The sequence below is a fragment of the Candidatus Pelagibacter sp. PS_06 genome (genome assembly GCF_059418045.1).
Map to the genome: position 1 here is coordinate 539,942 of NZ_CM182078.1, position 17,881 is coordinate 557,822.

Consider the following 17,881-nt stretch of genomic DNA (forward strand, 5'->3'; position numbering starts at 1 on the left):
GATGATTGGATTATTTTTAGGTGATACCGATTTTCCAAAGATAGTTCTTAAAAAAATAAAAAGATTAAATATAAAATATTTTATTATTGATCTCTCAAAAAATAATATTTTTAAAAATGATAAAAATTCATTTCGAATAAGTATAGGTAAATTTGGAAAAATAATTGATCTGATTAATAAAAAAAGGACAAAAAGAGTTTTATTCGCAGGCAAGATTACAAAGCCAAATTTTTTCACTTTAAGATTGGATTTAAAAGGTATTTATTATATGCCAAGTATACTTAAGGCTGCTAAATTTGGTGATGCTGCAATCTTAAAAACAATAATCAAAATACTAAGTTCAGAAAAAATTAGAGTTATTCGTTCAAACTTTTATAATCCAGAATTATCATTGAAATCTGGAAATTATTCAAAAATAAAACCGAACTTAAGAGATGTTAGTTCAATTAATAACGGAATAAAATATTTCAAAAGTTTAAACAACTTGGATCATGTTCAGGCAATTATTGTTAAAGATGATAATATAGTAGCAACAGAAGGTAAACAGGGAACAAAAAAGATGCTTTCAAAATTAAAAAAGAAAACTGAGGGAATATTAATAAAATTACCTAAATCAAAACAAGATTTAAGATTAGACCTACCAACGATTGGATTTAATACTTTAAAAGACTGTAAAAAATTTGGTTTAAAGGGGATAGTTTTAAAATCTATGCACAATATTTTTTTAGACAAATATAAATGTATAAGTTTTGCAAATAAAAATAAAATTTTTATAAAGGTTTTATGAAAAAAATTTTTATATTAACGGGAGAACCCTCAGGTGACAAATTAGCTTCTTCAATAATTGCAAAGTTAAAAATTCAAAATCCTGACATTGAATATTTATCTGTTGGAGGTGAACATTTAAATAATTTGGGTATAAGATCTATTTATGATTTAAAGGATATTACTTATCTTGGTTTTACCAGTGTATTATTAAATATTTTTAAGATAAAAAAAAAATCAGTAAAACAGTCGATGAAATTTTAAAATTTGATCCCGATATATTATTAAGCGTAGATAGCCCTGACTTTACACTAAGAGTGGCAGATAGAGTTAAAAAGTTAAATAACAAGATAACAACAGTTCACTATGTTGCTCCTAAAGTTTGGGTCTGGCGAAGAAATAGAGTTAAAAAAATTAAAAAATTTATAGATCATATGCTTTTATTATTTAGTTTTGAAAAAGAGTATTTTGAAAAAGAAAATATTAAAACTACTTTTGTAGGTCATCCATTAATAGAAGATAAAGAAAATGTAAAAATTTTCTCAAATAATTTGATTTCAAAAGATAGAATGATTATATCAATATTTCCAGGTAGTCGAAAATCAGAAACTACTGTTTTAATGCCAATATTGTTAGATTTTATAAAGTTAATGCATAAAAAAAATTATAATTATGATTATATTTTTCATGCAACAAATGAAAATAAGATATTTGTGACTGATCAAATTAAAAAATCTAATCTAAAAAATATTGATGTTGTTTCGGATGAAAACATTAAATTAAAAGTTTTATCTAATTCTATTTTTGCTGTTTCTAAATCAGGAACAGTTTCGTTGCAAATTTGTAATTTAAATATACCTTCAATAATAATCTACAAGTTAAGTTTTCTAAATTTTATGATTTTCAAATTCTTAGCAAATATCAAATTTGCCAACATTATTAACATTATTAATGACAGAGAAGTAATTCCTGAATTATTACAAAAAGAATGCAATTCTAAGGAAATTTTTAACTCTGTAATCTATTTATTAAAAAATCCAGATTTAATAAAAAAACAGCTAAAAACTTGTAATGATACATTAAATGGTATTAGATCTAAATCTTCCTCATCAAATGAGTCAGCTTTAATTTTAAACAAGTATCTTAATCCCTAATCTTTTCTTAATCTCTTCTTTGCCTAAAGAAACGATAATATCGTACAGTCCTGGGCCAAATTTAGATCCTGTTAGGGCTACTCTCAGTGGTTGGCCAATTCCTTTAAAATTTGTTTCATATTTTTTCATTAGTTTATTTACAATTGGCTCAAGGTTTTCTTTATTCAAATATTCTATATTTGTTAGATCGTTATTAAATTCTTTTATTATGTTTTTTGACTTTTCATCTATTAATTTTAAATCCTCATCATTGAATTCAATTTTATCTAGTATTATATATTTCGCATTATTATAAATATCTTCCAAAGTTTTTGCTTTATTTTTAAGAAAAGATAGTGACATTTTGATTTTTAACTCTTTTGCTGGACTTATTTTTTTTTTGTAAATTTCACAATATTCAACAAGATGTTTGTAGAGATCATTTTCATCTATGTTTTTAATATAATGCTCATTCATTGATAAAATTCTGCTCATATCTAGTTTTGAAGGAGATTTGCCAACACCTTCTAAGTTAAAGTGCTCTATACTTTCATCAAGAGTAAATATTTCCTTATCTTCATAAGACCAACCTAATCTAAGTAAATAATTTCTTAAAGCATCGGGCATTATGCCAATCTTAGAATAATCATCTAATGTTGATGCATTATCTCTTTTTGATAATTTTTTACCTTCTATTGTATGGATAAGTGGTATATGTGCAAATTTCGGCAAATCCCAATTCATTGCTAAATAAATTTGCATTTGTTTGAAGGTATTAATTTTATGATCATCTCCTCTAATAATGTGTGTCATATTCATTTGATGATCATCGACAGTCGCAGATAAATTATATGTTGGGGTTCCATCGTTTCGTAAAATTATGAAATCTTCAATTGTACTATTGTCAATTTCAACATCACCTTGAACTAAATCTTTTAATACTGTTGACCCTTTTATTTTACTTTTAAATCTTATTACTGGTTTAATATCTTTAGGAGCCTCAGAGTCTGGTATATCTCTCCATTTTCTATTATAGATATAAGGAAGTTTTTTTTGTCTAGCTCTTTTTTTTTGTTCTTCAATTTCTTCATTAGAACAGTAGCACTTATAAGCGTTACCATTGTCTAGTAATTTACTTGCTATATCTATGTGATCTTTAATTTTAGTTGATTGAATATATTCCTCACCATCATGTTCTATTCCAATCCATTTTAGAGATTTGATAATTTGAATTTTATGTTCATCCTTAGATCTTTCTTTATCTGTATCCTCAATTCTAAGGTGAAATGTCCCTTTTTTGTTTTTAGAAAATAACCAATTAAATAGTGCTGTTCTCACACCCCCAATATGAAGAGCTCCAGTAGGTGAGGGAGCAAATCTAGTTGCTACATTTGACATCAATGTTGTTTAGACTATTTTTTTAAAAGTTTCTATATAAAGATACCAAAACTCCTTGAACTTTAACTCTATCTGGTCCAAAAATCTTAGTTTCATAGTTCCTGTTAGCACTTTCAAGTGCTACGACTTTGCCTTTTTTACGGATCCTTTTAAGCATAGCCTCATGTTCATCAATTAAAGCTACAACAATTTTTCCATTATCTGCTGTGTCAGTTCTTCTAATAATTACAGTATCACCTTCATTGATACCTGCTTCTATCATTGAATCACCTTGAACTTTTAATCCAAAATAATCACCATTTTTTTCCAAATTGCTTGGCAAAGGAATTCTTGACACTTCATTTTGTATAGCTTCCACTGGGGTTCCAGCAGCTATTTTTCCAAGAACTGGCACTTCAATGTCATCAGAATTAATGTTCACTTCATCCAATCCACCCTTAATTACACTCGGAGAAAAATTATTATAAATATCATTTGCAGATGCTGTTTCTGGTAATTTAATTACTTCTAAAGCTCTTGCTTTATGAGCCAATCTTTTAATAAACCCTCTCTCTTCTAAAGCACTAATCAATCTATGAATTCCAGACTTAGATTTTAAATTAAGTGAATGTTTCATTTCTTCATAAGAAGGTGAAACACCAGAGCTTCTCAACTTTTTGTTGATAAATAAAAGTAGGTTTTTTTGTTTTTTTGTAAGCATAAGAACAAATATCGTACAGATAATGTTCTATAAAAGTTCTTTTAAATAAACAATAGTAAAAAAATGTGTAAAATAGGGGTTAATTTGACTATAAAACTGAAAAAATAGAATTTTCTGATAAATTTTTTAAAAGTGATTCACCAATCAAAAAAGTTTTAATAGAAGTTTTATCATTCAAGTCTAAAAGTTCATCTTTTGTTTTAATTCCACTTTCAGAAATTAAAGGTCCAGGATGGTCAATAAGCACATTATGAATATCGTAGGTTGTATTTATATCAGTTTTAAGAGTTTTTAAATTTCTATTGTTAATTCCAATTAAAGCATCTTTAAATCTTAAAGCTTTTTTAGCCTCATCTATAGTATGGACTTCTACAATAACGGACATGTTAAATCCTAATGCTTCTTCATATAATTCATCAGCCAAATGATCAGATACACCAGCCAGAATAATTAAAATTGCATCTGCACCATTAGCTTTTGCAAAAGGTACTTGCCATTTGTCTATAAAAAAATCTTTACATAAAATTGGTAATTTTATGTTAGCTAATTTAATTTTAGCAACATCATAAATCTTTCCTTTAAAATAATCTTGCTCAGTTAGTACAGAAAGACAAGTTACTTTTTTTTTATTATAAACCTTTGCTATTTCTACAGGATCATAATTCTCAATTATTATTCCAGCTGAAGGACTAGCTTGCTTAATTTCTGAAATGATTGAAATTTTATTCTCTTTAATGTTTTGTTCAATTTTTTCTTTAAAATTTATATATATACTTTTGTGATTGTTATTTTCTATTACATTCAAAAAACTTTCTATAGAATTGCTAGTCTTGCTTATCTCTAATTCTAATTTTTTCTTAATGATTATTTTTTCAAGTATATTTTCAGACATTTTGTATTTTTTTTAAATATGTATAAGTTTTACCAGAAAGTATAAATTCTCTTGCAAGATTATATGCTTTAGAAAATTCACCACATTTTTCTCCAACAATTAAACCGGCTGCAGCGTTTAAACAGACTGCTTTTGAAAAATCATTATCTTTACCTTTAAAAATTTCAATCATTTTATCAGCATTGAATTTTGCATCATCTCCAATTAAATTTTCAAATTTTTCAGCATTTATATTAAGAATTTTTGGATCAATTATAATTTCAGTTATTTTTCCATTTTTTAACTGAATTACATTTGTTTTTGTGTAGGGAGATATTTCATCTAAACCGTCATCACTATTTACAATCCATGCAAATTTAATATTTAAATTTCTAAGTCCTTCAGCAAATATTGTAAGTAATTTTTTATCAAATACTCCTACAACCTGCCTATCAACTAATGCAGGGTTGCTTAATGGACCAATCATATTAAAAATAGTTCTTTTACCAATTTTTTTTCTTACAGGCCCAACAAATCTCATTGCACTATGGTAATTTGGTGCGAACATAAAACCAAAGTTCTTATTGTTTATCTCTTTTTCTATATCATTAGGTTCAAGATCTATTTTAATTTTAAGTGCCTCCAAAACATCACCTGACCCACATTTAGATGATACAGCTTTATTGCCGTGTTTAGCCACTTTTGTTCCCATACTAGCTAAAAGTAAAGCAGAACCAGTAGATATATTAAGAGTATTCATGCCATCTCCTCCAGTTCCACAAGTGTCCACACAATCACTAACATTTACTCTTTTTGATTTTTCTCTAAGAACATAAACACCACCAGCAATCTCATCTGAAACTTCTTCTTTCTCAGAGAGAAGGATTAAAAAATCATAAATTTCTTTTTCACTAGCTTTGCCGGTCATTAACAGTTCAAAAGCTAACTTACTCTCATCAAATGTTAAATCTTTTTTTTTTTTAATTTTTCTAAAAATTTTTCCATTTACTTATAATTTATAAAATTTTTTAATATTTTAATTCCTATTTTAGTTTTAATACTTTCTGGGTGGAATTGTACACCATGAATATTGTATTCTTTATGCTGGACACCCATTATTAATCCATCATCAGTTTCAGCAGTAATCTTTAAACTTTTGGATAATGATTTTTTATCAATAATTAAACTATGATATCTTGTGGCTTCAAATGAATTCGGGAGATTTTTTAAAATTCCAATTTTGTTGGATTTAATTTTACTTGTTTTTCCATGCATTAATTTTTTTGCTTGAATAACTTTAGAGCCAAAAAATTGACCTATGATTTGATGACCCAAACAGACACCTAGAAAAGGAATTTCTTGATGAAGAGTTTTTAAAATATTCAAACAATTTCCTGATTGATTTGGATTTCCTGGACCAGGTGAGATTACAATTTTATTATATTTTTTTTTAATAATTTCTTTAGAGTTTATTTTATCATTTCTAATGACATCAACTTTTGTTTTTAATGATGATAGATAATGATAAAGATTAAATGTAAAGCTATCGTAATTATCTATCAATAATATTTTCATTATCTTAAAGCGTTAATCAAAGCTTTAGCTTTATTAACAGTCTCCTCATATTCTTTAATTGGTTTGCTATCCGCAACAATACCAGCACCTGCTTGTACATAAAATTTTTTATTTTTTGCTACAGCTGTTCTTAGCGCAATACAGGTGTCAAATTCTCCATTTGCTGAAAAATATCCAATTCCACCTGCGTATACTTTTCTTCTTGTTGATTCTAGTTCATCAATAATTTCCATAGCTCTTATTTTTGGTGCCCCTGAAACGGTACCTGCAGGAAATCCTGCCAACAAAGACTTAAATTTAGAGAACTTTTTATTGTATTTTCCTATTACATTAGAAACAATGTGCATAACATGAGAGTATTTTTCAATAATAAAACTCTCAGTAACCTTAACAGAATTAATCTTAGAAACTTTACCTGCATCATTTCTGCCTAAATCTAAAAGCATTAAATGTTCAGACAATTCTTTTTTATCTTTTAACAAATCTTTTTCATAATAAATATCTTCTTTTCTGGTTTTTCCTCTTGGCCTTGTTCCAGCTATTGGCCTCACAGTTATTTTGTTGTCTCTCAATCTTACAAGTATTTCAGGACTAGCCCCAACTATTTGAAAATCATTAAAATTAAAGAAAAACATAAAAGGAGAGGGGTTTGTAATTCTTAATTTTTTATAAATCTCTAAAGGATTTTTTGTTAGTTTTGCCTCAAACCTTTGGCTTAGGACTACCTGAAAGATATCACCTAACTTAATATATTTTTTTGCTTTATTAACCATATTAAGAAATTTCTTTTTTGGCGTATTAGATTTTACTTTAATATCTTTAACAAGATTATTTTTTGATTTGTATAAATTTTTTAAAGAGGATTGAATTGTAAGTTTAAATAATTCAGATTTTATATCGTCAAACTTCTTTTGATAATTAATAATTTTTTCATCACTAAATATATTAACAATATAAAATATTTTTTTTTTTAAATTATCATGAATGACTAATGTCCTAGGTCTAAGTAATCTTACATCTGGTAAATTAAGGTCATTTTTACAATTATTGGGTATTTTTTCAATATACCGAATAGAATCATATGAAAAATATCCTGAAATTAAAGAACAAATCTTTGGTAATTTTTTGGGAGTTTCAAATTTAAATTCCTCAATTATCTTTTCTATTAATCCTTCAGGCTTATCTTTTAATTTAATTTTTTTTTTATTTTTTATTAGATAAGAATTTTTGTTATTAAATTCCCAGATCTTGTCAGGATTCTTACCAAAAATAGTATATCTACCTTTAACTTTTCCTTTTTCAACAGATTCAAAAATAAAGCTATTTTTTTCAATCAAAAAATTATCTATTAAATTTATTACCTCATCATCATTTTTTACTTTTTTAGAAGTGTAAATAATTTGATTTTTTTTGCTTCTATGTCGAAACTTAAAATCTTTGAAGTTTCGATTAATTATCATTTGAAATAATTTTTAACTCTATCAATAGTTTTTTGATTTAATTGGACCTGATATTTGGTGTTGAGTAATTGATCATAAGATTGGATTATAGATTTTCTTGTGTTAGTATTTTGTTTTTTAATAAAATTTATGTAATTTTCATCAGTTTCATTAAATTTATTTCTTTTTGAGCTAACTAATTTTACTAAATAGATTCTATTTTCTTTATCATTAACTAATGTGAAAGAATTAATAGGTAAAGAATAGAGCATTTTGACCGAATTTGTTTCAAGCATATCATCATCGTTTATTGAACTAATAGATAAGTATTTTTTGTTGTTTCCAACCATTTCTTCGAATCTATTATCATCAAACTTTTTATTTTGTATTTCTTCCAAGATACCTCTATTGAGATCAAACTTACTTTTTTGAAATATAAGATCTTGAATTTCTTCTTTTGTGTCTTGATCTGATAAATTGGGACCCCGATCATATTTGTTAGTTATAGAATACAATAAATAATTTTCTCCATTTTCAATTAAATCAATTTCAGCCGATCTTTTTGAAAAAATTAGATCCTCGTTTATTTTTTTTGTCGAGCTCGGGGTAAATTCCTTAATCTTTGTAATATCAGTTTTAATATTTTGAATTATAGATTCAAAATCATCTCCATTTGAAATTTTATTTTCAATTTTATCTATTTCATTGAAGAAATCCTGATTGAATTCCTCTAAACCAATTAAGGTTTTAGGGTTTAAAACAACATATTTAAAATCAATATATTCTCTTTTTAATTGGTCTTTATTCTCATCTAAAAAATTATTTATCTCTAAATTTGTAAAGTCTTCTTTAATTTTATAAAAATTTTTCATTCCTACATACTCAAGATTTAAAGATTTATTTTCCTCATCAAATTTTTTTTTAGTAAGAAAATCAGGGGTAATTGTTCCTGCGCCAATAAAATCAAATAGGTGTTTTTGTAGCTCACGATTTTTTAATTGTAATTCAAACATGGGTGCTGACATATTATTTGATAGTAAAAATTTTTCATACTTTGTTCGTTGAAAAACTTTATTTTCATCTTGAAAATTTTTGTTTTCTTTAATTTTCTTTAAAACTGTTAAATCTGTAATTGAAAGATTAAAATCTTCCACCTCTAAATCAATTAATGTTGTTGAGATTAATCCAGATAAAAGTTCCTCAATTATATTATTGTCTAAATTTTCCCTGATAGCCTGTTGTGAAATTCCACTCTGATTAACATAGTTCATGAAATCTTGAGTAGTTACATTAGTTTTATTAATTTTAGCAATATTGTTTTGATTGTTAGTGCTAAAACCACCGCCAAATCCACCAAAGCCAAACGCGATTATAATCACTATAATTAGAATTAAACCACCTAATTTTTTTCCACCAAATTTTTTTAAAGTTTCTATCATTAGCTATAAATTTATTGATCTGTAAAAACAAATCTATAGATTAAAATTTCAATTATGACAAATAAATATATGTATTTTATAGCTAATTGGAAAATGTTTGGCGATTTAAGAACATTAAACTCACTTGATAGAGTTATAAAGTTTTCAAAAAATAATAATAATAGCAAGTTTAGAATTATTTATTGCCCACCTAATACTCTTATTCGCCCACTATCAAAAAGGTTAATAAAAACAAAACTAGAAGTTGGAGCACAAAATTGTCATGAGAGTGAAAACTATGGAGCGTTTACAGGGTATGTAAATTCTAAAATGTTAAAAAATGTTGGAGCTAAATATGTTATTTTGGGACACTCAGAAAATAGGCAATTTGGAGAGACAGACAAATTAATTAATCTAAAAATCAAGAGCGCAATTAAATCAAATTTAAAAGTCATCTTTTGTATCGGGGAAACACTGAGTGAAAAAAGAAAAAAATTAACTAAAAAAGTTTTAGCAAAACAAATTAATAACGGATTAAAATCTATAAAAGATACTTCAAATATTATCATAGCTTATGAGCCTGTGTGGTCTATTGGAACAGGCTTAATTCCAAAATCAAAAGATTTGTTAAATTCAATTTCATATATCAAAAGTAAATTTCGTAGAAAAATTCCAAAAGTTTTGTACGGTGGTTCTGTAAATAATAAAAATATTACTGAATTAAAAGATATCAACATTATTGATGGTTTTTTGATTGGTGGAGCCTCACAAAACTCAAAAAAATTTATTGATATAATTAAAAAAACCTTTAATTAACCCACCATGGAAAACATACTTCTTGTAATTAATATCATTTTAGCTCTGATTTTAGTTTCTTTAATACTTTTACAAAGATCTGAAGGAGGTGCTCTGGGTATAGGAGTTTCTCAGGAAAATTTTATGCTATCGAGATCTGCAGGTGGTTTTATGACTAAAGCTACAGCGATTGTTGCTACTCTTTTTATAATTTGTAGTTTAGCATTAACTATTATTTCCAGAGCTGAATTAACTCCAACAAGTTCTGTTTTAGATACAATTGAAGAAAAAACAGAAGATACACCTTCAATTCCCGAAAATAATTAATTTATAGTTTTCAATTCAATTTTTATTCGCTATAAGATACTTCCATGGCGCGATTTATATTTGTCACCGGCGGTGTGGTTTCTTCATTAGGAAAAGGTCTTTCTTCAGCTTCACTTGCTTATTTATTACAATCCAGAGGGTATAAAGTTAGATTAAGAAAATTAGATCCATATCTTAACGTAGACCCTGGAACCATGAGTCCATTTCAACACGGAGAAGTTTATGTCACTGATGATGGTGCGGAAACTGATTTAGATTTAGGTCATTACGAAAGGTTTTCTGGAGTATCAGCAAAAAAATCAGACAATATTACAACTGGAAAAATTTACAGTGATGTTCTTAAGAAAGAGAGAAAAGGTGAGTATTTAGGAAAAACAGTACAAGTAATTCCACATATCACAAATCGCATCAAACAGTTTATTAAAAACGACTCTTCAAAAGAGGATTTTGTAATTTGTGAAATTGGAGGAATTGTAGGAGATATAGAAAGTTTACCATTTGTCGAAGCAATCAGGCAGTTTGCAAATGATGTGGGTAAAAAAAATGCATTGTTTATTCACTTAACATTGGTTCCTTATTTAAAGGCTTCTGATGAAATTAAAACAAAACCAACTCAACATTCAGTTAAAGAATTAAGAAGTATTGGAATTCAGCCAGATATAATAATTTGTAGATCGGAAAGACCAATACCTCTTGAACATAGAAAGAAAATTTCTTTGTTTTGCAATGTAGACATTAAGAATGTAATTGAAACAGTTGATGTCAGAACTATTTATGAAGCTCCCATGAGTTTTTTTAAAGAAAAGCTAGATATTCAAGTTTTAAATTATTTCAAACTAAAATCTAAGAAATCTGCAAACTTAAATCCCTGGAAAAAAATAACTAAGATTATTCTTAACAACAAAAAGCAAGTAAATATCGCAATCATTGGTAAGTATGTTGAGCTTAAAGATGCTTATAAATCATTAGATGAAGCATTAACTCATGGTGGTATTGATAATAAGGTAAAGGTAAATCTAGTTAGAATAGATTCTGAAAAATTAAAAGTTTCAGAAATTAAGGTGAAGCTCAAAAATATTTCGGGAATATTAATACCTGGTGGATTTGGAAAAAGAGGAACAGATGGAAAAATTGAGGCAATTAAATATGCTAGAATAAATAAAGTTCCTTTCCTAGGCATTTGTTATGGAATGCAAATGGCAATTATTGAGTTTGCACGAAATCAATTAGGTTTAAAAAATGCTACATCGAGTGAATTTGATAAAAAAGGGCTGCCAATCATTGGATTAATTAATGAATGGACAAAAGATGGTAAAAAAATTAAGGGAACCGATAAAGATTTGGGTGGAACAATGAGATTGGGTTCATATGAGGCTAAGTTAAAAGATAATTCATTAATTAGAAAAATATATAAATCTAAAGCAATTCATGAAAGACATAGACACAGATATGAAGTGAATATTGCTTTTAAAGAAAAATTTGAAAAAAAAGGTATGATTTTTTCAGGATTATCACCAGATAATAAATTACCAGAAATTATAGAGTTAAAAAACCACCCTTGGTATATTGGAGTACAATTTCATCCAGAATTTAAATCTAGACCTTTAGTCCCTCATCCTTTATTCTCATCTTTTATCAAAGCAGCAAAAAATCATAAATGAGTAGTAAAAAAGTTAATTGCGGAAAAATAGAAATTTCAAATAATAATAAAATTTGCATTATTGCTGGTCCTTGTCAGCTTGAAACAGAACAACATGCAATGGATATGGCAGGTAAAATTCAAGAAATTACAAAAAAATTTGATATTGGATTTATTTATAAAACTTCATTCGATAAAGCTAATAGAACCAGTATAAAAGGTCAAAGAGGGGCAGGTTTAGAAGCTTCCCTTCCAGTATTTGATAAAATTAAAAAAGAACTAAACGTTCCAATTTTAACAGACATTCATAACGCAGAACAATGTTCATTATTAAAAGATCATGTTGATATTTTACAGATACCAGCATTTTTATGCAGACAAACAGATCTTTTAATTGCTGCTGCTAAAACGAATAAGATTATAAATGTTAAAAAGGGACAGTTCTTAGCTCCATGGGACATGGTTAATGTTACTAAAAAAATAGCAGACTCTGGAAATGAAAATATTTTAGTTACAGAAAGAGGAGCTAGTTTTGGTTACAATACTTTAGTATCAGATATGAGATCACTACCCATAATGGCAAAAAATGGTTATCCAGTTATTTTTGATGCAACACATTCTGTTCAACAACCAGGTGGTCAAGGAGAGTCTTCTGGTGGACAAAGAGAGTTTGTTGAATATTTAGCAAGAGCTGCCGTTGCTGTAGGAGTTGCAGGAGTGTTTATTGAAACTCATCAAGATCCTGATAATGCACCTTCTGATGGACCAAATATGGTTCCTTTAGATAAGTTAGAAAATTTACTTAAACAATTAACTGATATTGATAATTTAATTAAAAAGTAGTGAGCAAAATCTTAAAAGTAAAAGCAAGACAAGTTTTTGATAGTAGAGGTAATCCAACAGTTGAAGCTGAAGTTTATGTAAAAAATAATAGTGCTTCAGCTATTTGTCCCTCTGGCGCATCTACTGGAACTTTTGAGGCTTATGAAAAAAGAGATAAAAACAATAAAAGATATTTAGGCAAAAGTGTTTTTAATGCAGTTAATTTAGTTAATACAAAAATTTCAAAAAAACTAAAAGGTCAAAATGTTCATAATCAAGAACGAATTGATACTCTTCTAATTAACCTTGATGGTACAAGACAAAAAGCAAACCTTGGGGCAAATGCAATGTTAGCTGTTTCTATGGCTGTTAAAAAACTTTCAGCTAAAGTTAAAAAATTACCTTTATATAAAACATTTTCAGTTAAGAAAAATTTTCAACTTCCTTATCCTTTGATGAATATCATTAATGGTGGGGCTCACGCTAACAATGGACTTAGAATTCAAGAATTTATGATAAGACCTGATCGAGCAAAAAGTTTTTCTGAAGCAATGAGAGTTTGTTTTTTAGTTATTAAAAGTCTAAGTAAGCTAATTAAAGACAATGGGTTATCGACATCCGTTGGTGATGAAGGGGGTTTTGCTCCAATGATCAGTAGCAATAATCAAGCGCTAGATTTAATTGTTTCTGCAATTAAAAAAGCAGGTTTTAAAAATGGCAAAGATGTTTCTATATGTCTTGATGTTGCAGCCAATGAATTATTTAAAAAGAATAAATACTCAATTCATTCTAAAAGTTATATCTCTGTAGAAAAATCGATCAAAGAATATCAAAAAATTATTAACAAATATAAAATAAAATCAATCGAAGACCCTTTTGCAGAAAATGATTGGCTGGCTTGGAATAAATTGATGAAATCAGTCAACAATGTTCAAATTGTGGGAGATGATTTATATGTAACTAATCTTGAAAGACTTAAAAAAGGTTTTTTGAATATTTCATCTAATTCAATTTTGATTAAACTCAATCAGATTGGTACAGTTTCTGAGACCTTAGATGTTATTAAATTTGCTCAAACTATAGGTTATAAAACAATCATATCTCATCGATCAGGAGATAGTGAAGACACATTTATTTCTGATTTATCTGTTGGGACAAATTCTAATCAAATAAAAACTGGATCATTAGCAAGATCTGAGAGAGTTGCTAAATATAATCAATTAATTCGTATTGAAGAAGAGCTTGGAAAAAAAGCGAGGATGAATAAAATCGATTAATGCTAAGATTAATAAAAAAAAATTATTTTTTATTAATATCAATATTTCTGATTTTATACTTTAGTTTTAATCTTGTATCTGGTGAAAGAGGATTATTTTCCTATATTGAAAAAAAAGAACATTTGTCCAACTTGAAAAAAAAAGAAATATCCTTAACTAGCAAAATAACAGACATGGAACACAAGAACTCATTATTAAGTACAAATTTGGACCTTGATTATGTGGAAACTCTAATTAGAAAGAGGTTTTTATTTGGTAAAGAAGGCGAGACAATCTATATAATTAAAAATGATGAAAACTAGACATCCTGAAAAAGAAAATAAGCCAATCAATCCAATTAAAAAAAAACCAGATTGGATAAGGTCCAAACTTGTAAATAGTAAAGAGTTTTTCTTAACAAAAACAATTGTAAATAATAATAATTTAGTAACCGTTTGCCAGGAAGCTAATTGTCCAAATATTACCGAATGTTGGAGTAAAAGACATGCAACATTTATGATCATGGGGGATACTTGCACAAGAGCATGTGCTTTTTGTGATGTTAAAACTGGTTTACCTGGAAAATTGGATCAACTAGAGCCTGTTAAAATCGCTCAAGCTGTAAAAAAATTAAATTTAAAACATGTTGTTATCACGTCTGTAGATAGAGATGATTTAGAAGATGGAGGATCTGAACATTTTTATGAAACGATAAATCAAACAAGAAAACAAAATCCAAATACTACTATTGAAGTCCTTACACCAGATTTTTTAAGAAAAGGAGATGCGTATAAAAAGGTTCTTGATGCAAATCCTGATGTCTTTAATCACAATATCGAAACTGTACCAAGCTTGTATTTAAAAGTCAGACCAGGCTCAAGATACTTTTCTTCATTAGAACTTTTAAAAAATGTTAAAAAAATTAACAAGAATGTATTTACCAAATCTGGAATTATGGTTGGGTTAGGTGAGAGTAGAGATGAAATTTTACAAGTGATGGATGATTTAAAAGCCGCAGATGTAGATTTTTTAACTATTGGTCAATATCTGCAACCATCAACAAAACACTATCCGCTTGATAGATATTATACTCCAAAAGAATTTGATGATTTGGGAACAATAGCTAAAGCAAAAGGGTTTTTGTTAGTTTCTTCATCTCCACTTACAAGATCATCATATCATGCTGATGAAGATTTTGCTCAACTTCAACAAAACAGATTAAACAAACATTAATGCCTAAAGCATCAGTTAAGAGATTAATTGAATGTAAAAAAGATCAACTTGTAGATTTAGTTCTTAATATTGAAAAATATCCAGAGTTTGTTCCTTTTTGTTTAGATTCGCATGTTTATGAAAGAAATAAAGAAGGTAATCAAATTTTAATTATTGCTGATCTCACCATTGGTAAAGGACCATTTAAAGATACCTATAAAAGTGATGTAAAATTTGACAAAGAAAACAGTACTATAAATGTAACCAATATAGGAGGACCATTAAATCACTTAGAAAATAATTGGATTTTTAATGAAACAAAGGGGGGCACTGAAATTTTTTTTGATATTGATTTTGAAATTGAGAATAAATTCTTAAATGTTTTGATGTCCAAGTCTTTTGAGTTTTGTTTGAACAAGATAGCAGATGCTTTTCAAAAAAGAGCAGAAAATCTTTATAGATCTATAGAAGATCCATTAAATTAATTTTAAAATAATGCTAATTACCTTTTTGACTGTAGCTTTTTGAATTTGACCTCGTTTTTTTGATTGAAATTTATTTTCTTTAATAAGTAATACTCTGCCTTTTTTTATTCCAATATAAACTAAACCCACAGGTTTGTTTTTGGAAGCCCCACCAGGTCCAGCAATTCCAGTAATTGAAATATTTATTTTACTTTTTGAAATTTTAGATAAATTTTGGACCATAGATTTACAGCACTCTTTGCTTACAGCTCCATATTTCTTAATTATGTTTTTATTTACTTTTAATATCTTAATTTTTGCTTGATTGGAGTAGGTGGTTAGCCCCATTTGAAAATATTTTGATGAGTTGGCTAATTTAGTTAAATTATGAGCCAATAACCCACCAGTACAAGACTCGGCTGCAGATATAGTTAATTTCTTTTTTATCAGTTTTTTGTGAAGTAATTGGATGCTCATCAAAATTTAAGACTTATAATATAAATTAATAACATTGAATAAAGTCCAGCCATTATATCATCCATAATTATTCCAAAATAATTTTTAAAATTTTTATCAAAATAACTAACTGGAAAAGGTTTTAAAATATCAAAAAACCTAAAGAATACGAATGACAAAACATAATATATTTCAATTTGCATATTTAGTCGATTAGTTTGGTTTAAATATAACAGCAATATTAAAGGCATAGCTTGACCCAAAACTTCATCAATAACTATTTGTCTAGGATCTTTATTCTTAAACTCACTTTCAGCATCCTTAACTGCATAAAATGAATAGAAAAATAAAAGACTAAAAAAAATTATTGAAAATTTAAGATCAGTATACCCAAGGTATTCATAGGCAATATAAATAAATACAGCGGTAACTAATGATGTAACGGTTCCTGGTATTTTAGTTAAATAACCATAACCAAAGAAAGTTGATATTAGTACATTTATTTTCTTCATTGAGATATTGAGCAAATAACTTCACAGGCTATAGCTTTTTCCTTTCCAATTAATCCTAATTTTTCAACAGTTTTACCTTTTAAATTAATTAAATCTTTATCTAAATTTAATAAATTAGATAAAGAATTTATTATTTTATTTCTATATTTGGAAACTTTAGGTTGTTCGCATATTAAATTAATATCTAAATTATTGATATAGAATTTATTTCTATTTAAAATATCAACAATAGGTTTTAGCATTTTTGGAGATCTAATATTTTTAAATCTATTTTTATTATCTGGAAAAAAAGTTCCTATATCTTTTTTTCTCATCGCACCCAATAGAGCATCAATTATTGAATGTAAAATTACATCGCCATCCGAATGACCTTTTAGACCTGAATGAAAAGGGATTTTAACCCCACCTAAATAAAGTTTTTTATCTTTAATTAATCTATGAATATCAAATCCAATACCAAAATAAGTTTTTGTATTAATGATATCTTCTTTAAAGGTAATTTTATTATTTAAAGTTTCACCGTTAATGAAATTAATTTTCAAATTATTATCAATAAACAGTGTTGCCTCATCTTGAATTATATTTTTTTGTTTTATAGATAGATAATAAATATCTTTGAACTTAAATGCTTGTGGCGTTTGCGTTAAGTAAGAGTTTTTTCTATTAAGATTAAATAATTGGTTTTTAACTTTATATTTTATCGAGTCTATTGAAGAAATAACAGGAATAGATGCTTTATTTTTTTTTAGAGAGTTAATTAATTTATTTAAAAGACCAATAGTAAAATTTGGTCTTGCGGCATCATGTATTAAGACATTATTTGGTTTGAATTTTTTAATGTATTTTAAAGCTATTAATGAAGAGTCAGATCTTTCTTTACCACCCTTAATAATCACAACATCATTAGAATATTTTTTTTTGATTTGTTTTTTATCATTAACAACTAAAATAATTTTCTTAAAAAGTTTTGAGCTTATTGCTTTGTCTAAAGAATGTTCAAAAAGAGCTTTATTTTTATAGGTAATAAATTGTTTTAGTTGATTTGAATTAAATCTTTTGCTTTGTCCGGACGCAAGTATTATAAAATAATTATTCATCA

General features: G+C 27.1%; 19 protein-coding genes and 1 pseudogene. 10 read left to right on the forward strand and 10 right to left on the reverse strand.

Annotated features, from left to right (window positions below):
• Position 1 precedes the first annotated feature (1 nt).
• Positions 2–787 (forward strand): UDP-2,3-diacylglucosamine diphosphatase LpxI domain-containing protein, encoded by a 786-nt coding sequence (gene lpxI, locus AC5SLZ_RS02565; protein ID WP_494616039.1) that lies wholly within the window; start codon positions 2–4, stop codon positions 785–787.
• Positions 784–1,919: pseudogene (lpxB, locus tag AC5SLZ_RS02570) on the forward strand (lipid-A-disaccharide synthase). The gene lpxI and the pseudogene lpxB overlap by 4 nt, the downstream one beginning before the upstream one ends.
• Here the strand turns inward: lpxB and gltX are convergent.
• The 7 genes from gltX to AC5SLZ_RS02605 form a co-directional block, all read right to left on the reverse strand.
• Positions 1,896–3,296, reverse strand: a complete 1,401-nt coding sequence (gene gltX / locus AC5SLZ_RS02575) for a glutamate--tRNA ligase (protein WP_494616041.1) — start codon at positions 3,294–3,296, stop codon at positions 1,896–1,898. The pseudogene lpxB and the gene gltX sit on opposite strands and share 24 nt — an antisense overlap.
• Before the next feature lie 22 nt (positions 3,297–3,318).
• The gene (gene lexA / locus AC5SLZ_RS02580; RefSeq protein WP_494616043.1) at positions 3,319–3,996 is read right to left on the reverse strand and encodes a transcriptional repressor LexA; all 678 of its coding nucleotides are present in this window, start codon (positions 3,994–3,996) and stop codon (positions 3,319–3,321) included.
• 88 nt (positions 3,997–4,084) lie between these two features.
• Positions 4,085–4,888, reverse strand: coding sequence for an indole-3-glycerol-phosphate synthase (locus tag AC5SLZ_RS02585; protein ID WP_494616044.1), 804 nt, complete (start codon positions 4,886–4,888; stop codon positions 4,085–4,087).
• The gene (gene trpD, locus AC5SLZ_RS02590; RefSeq protein WP_494616221.1) at positions 4,881–5,864 is read right to left on the reverse strand and encodes an anthranilate phosphoribosyltransferase; all 984 of its coding nucleotides are present in this window, start codon (positions 5,862–5,864) and stop codon (positions 4,881–4,883) included. Before trpD ends, AC5SLZ_RS02585 begins: the two co-directional genes overlap by 8 nt.
• An 8-nt stretch (positions 5,865–5,872) precedes the next feature.
• Complete coding sequence (locus AC5SLZ_RS02595; RefSeq protein ID WP_494616045.1) at positions 5,873–6,442, reverse strand: anthranilate synthase component II; 570 nt, start codon at positions 6,440–6,442, stop codon at positions 5,873–5,875.
• Complete coding sequence (gene trpE / locus AC5SLZ_RS02600) at positions 6,442–7,899, reverse strand: anthranilate synthase component I (protein WP_494616223.1); 1,458 nt, start codon at positions 7,897–7,899, stop codon at positions 6,442–6,444. The genes AC5SLZ_RS02595 and trpE overlap by 1 nt, the downstream gene beginning before the upstream one ends.
• Positions 7,899–9,320, reverse strand: coding sequence for a SurA N-terminal domain-containing protein (locus tag AC5SLZ_RS02605; RefSeq protein ID WP_494616047.1), 1,422 nt, complete (start codon positions 9,318–9,320; stop codon positions 7,899–7,901). Before AC5SLZ_RS02605 ends, trpE begins: the two co-directional genes overlap by 1 nt.
• A 54-nt stretch (positions 9,321–9,374) precedes the next feature.
• On the opposite strand from AC5SLZ_RS02605, the gene AC5SLZ_RS02610 reads away from it, so the two are divergent.
• From AC5SLZ_RS02610 to AC5SLZ_RS02645, 8 genes are read left to right on the forward strand one after another with little or no spacing between them, the layout of a single operon-like run.
• Positions 9,375–10,115 carry a triose-phosphate isomerase gene (locus AC5SLZ_RS02610; protein WP_494616048.1) on the forward strand — a complete coding sequence of 247 codons (741 nt, stop codon included), beginning with the start codon at positions 9,375–9,377 and terminating at the stop codon, positions 10,113–10,115.
• A gap of 6 nt (positions 10,116–10,121) precedes the next feature.
• Positions 10,122–10,421: a preprotein translocase subunit SecG gene (secG, locus tag AC5SLZ_RS02615; protein ID WP_028037049.1), complete on the forward strand. Its 300-nt coding sequence runs from the start codon at positions 10,122–10,124 to the stop codon at positions 10,419–10,421.
• Between the two features lie 44 nt (positions 10,422–10,465).
• Positions 10,466–12,082, forward strand: coding sequence for a CTP synthase (pyrG, locus tag AC5SLZ_RS02620; RefSeq protein WP_494616049.1), 1,617 nt, complete (start codon positions 10,466–10,468; stop codon positions 12,080–12,082).
• Complete coding sequence (gene kdsA, locus AC5SLZ_RS02625) at positions 12,079–12,903, forward strand: 3-deoxy-8-phosphooctulonate synthase (RefSeq protein ID WP_494616050.1); 825 nt, start codon at positions 12,079–12,081, stop codon at positions 12,901–12,903. Before pyrG ends, kdsA begins: the two co-directional genes overlap by 4 nt.
• Positions 12,903–14,159: a phosphopyruvate hydratase gene (gene eno, locus AC5SLZ_RS02630; RefSeq protein WP_494616052.1), complete on the forward strand. Its 1,257-nt coding sequence runs from the start codon at positions 12,903–12,905 to the stop codon at positions 14,157–14,159. Before kdsA ends, eno begins: the two co-directional genes overlap by 1 nt.
• On the forward strand, positions 14,159–14,461 hold the full coding sequence (locus tag AC5SLZ_RS02635; RefSeq protein ID WP_494616054.1) for an FtsB family cell division protein: 303 nt from the start codon (positions 14,159–14,161) through the stop codon (positions 14,459–14,461). The genes eno and AC5SLZ_RS02635 overlap by 1 nt, the downstream gene beginning before the upstream one ends.
• Positions 14,451–15,371 (forward strand): lipoyl synthase, encoded by a 921-nt coding sequence (lipA, locus tag AC5SLZ_RS02640; RefSeq protein WP_494616224.1) that lies wholly within the window; start codon positions 14,451–14,453, stop codon positions 15,369–15,371. Before AC5SLZ_RS02635 ends, lipA begins: the two co-directional genes overlap by 11 nt.
• A complete protein-coding gene (locus tag AC5SLZ_RS02645; RefSeq protein ID WP_494616055.1) occupies positions 15,371–15,835 on the forward strand; it encodes a type II toxin-antitoxin system RatA family toxin in 465 nt (154 codons plus the stop codon). Before lipA ends, AC5SLZ_RS02645 begins: the two co-directional genes overlap by 1 nt.
• Here AC5SLZ_RS02645 and AC5SLZ_RS02650 read toward each other — a convergent pair.
• From AC5SLZ_RS02650 to ispF, 3 genes are read right to left on the reverse strand one after another with little or no spacing between them, the layout of a single operon-like run.
• The gene (locus tag AC5SLZ_RS02650; RefSeq protein WP_494616056.1) at positions 15,827–16,291 is read right to left on the reverse strand and encodes a CinA family protein; all 465 of its coding nucleotides are present in this window, start codon (positions 16,289–16,291) and stop codon (positions 15,827–15,829) included. The genes AC5SLZ_RS02645 and AC5SLZ_RS02650 overlap by 9 nt on opposite strands.
• The gene (locus tag AC5SLZ_RS02655; RefSeq protein ID WP_494616058.1) at positions 16,291–16,782 is read right to left on the reverse strand and encodes a phosphatidylglycerophosphatase A family protein; all 492 of its coding nucleotides are present in this window, start codon (positions 16,780–16,782) and stop codon (positions 16,291–16,293) included. Before AC5SLZ_RS02655 ends, AC5SLZ_RS02650 begins: the two co-directional genes overlap by 1 nt.
• Entirely contained in the window at positions 16,779–17,879 is a 1,101-nt protein-coding gene (gene ispF, locus AC5SLZ_RS02660) for a 2-C-methyl-D-erythritol 2,4-cyclodiphosphate synthase (protein ID WP_494616059.1), read from the reverse strand. The genes AC5SLZ_RS02655 and ispF overlap by 4 nt, the downstream gene beginning before the upstream one ends.
• Positions 17,880–17,881 lie beyond the last annotated feature (2 nt).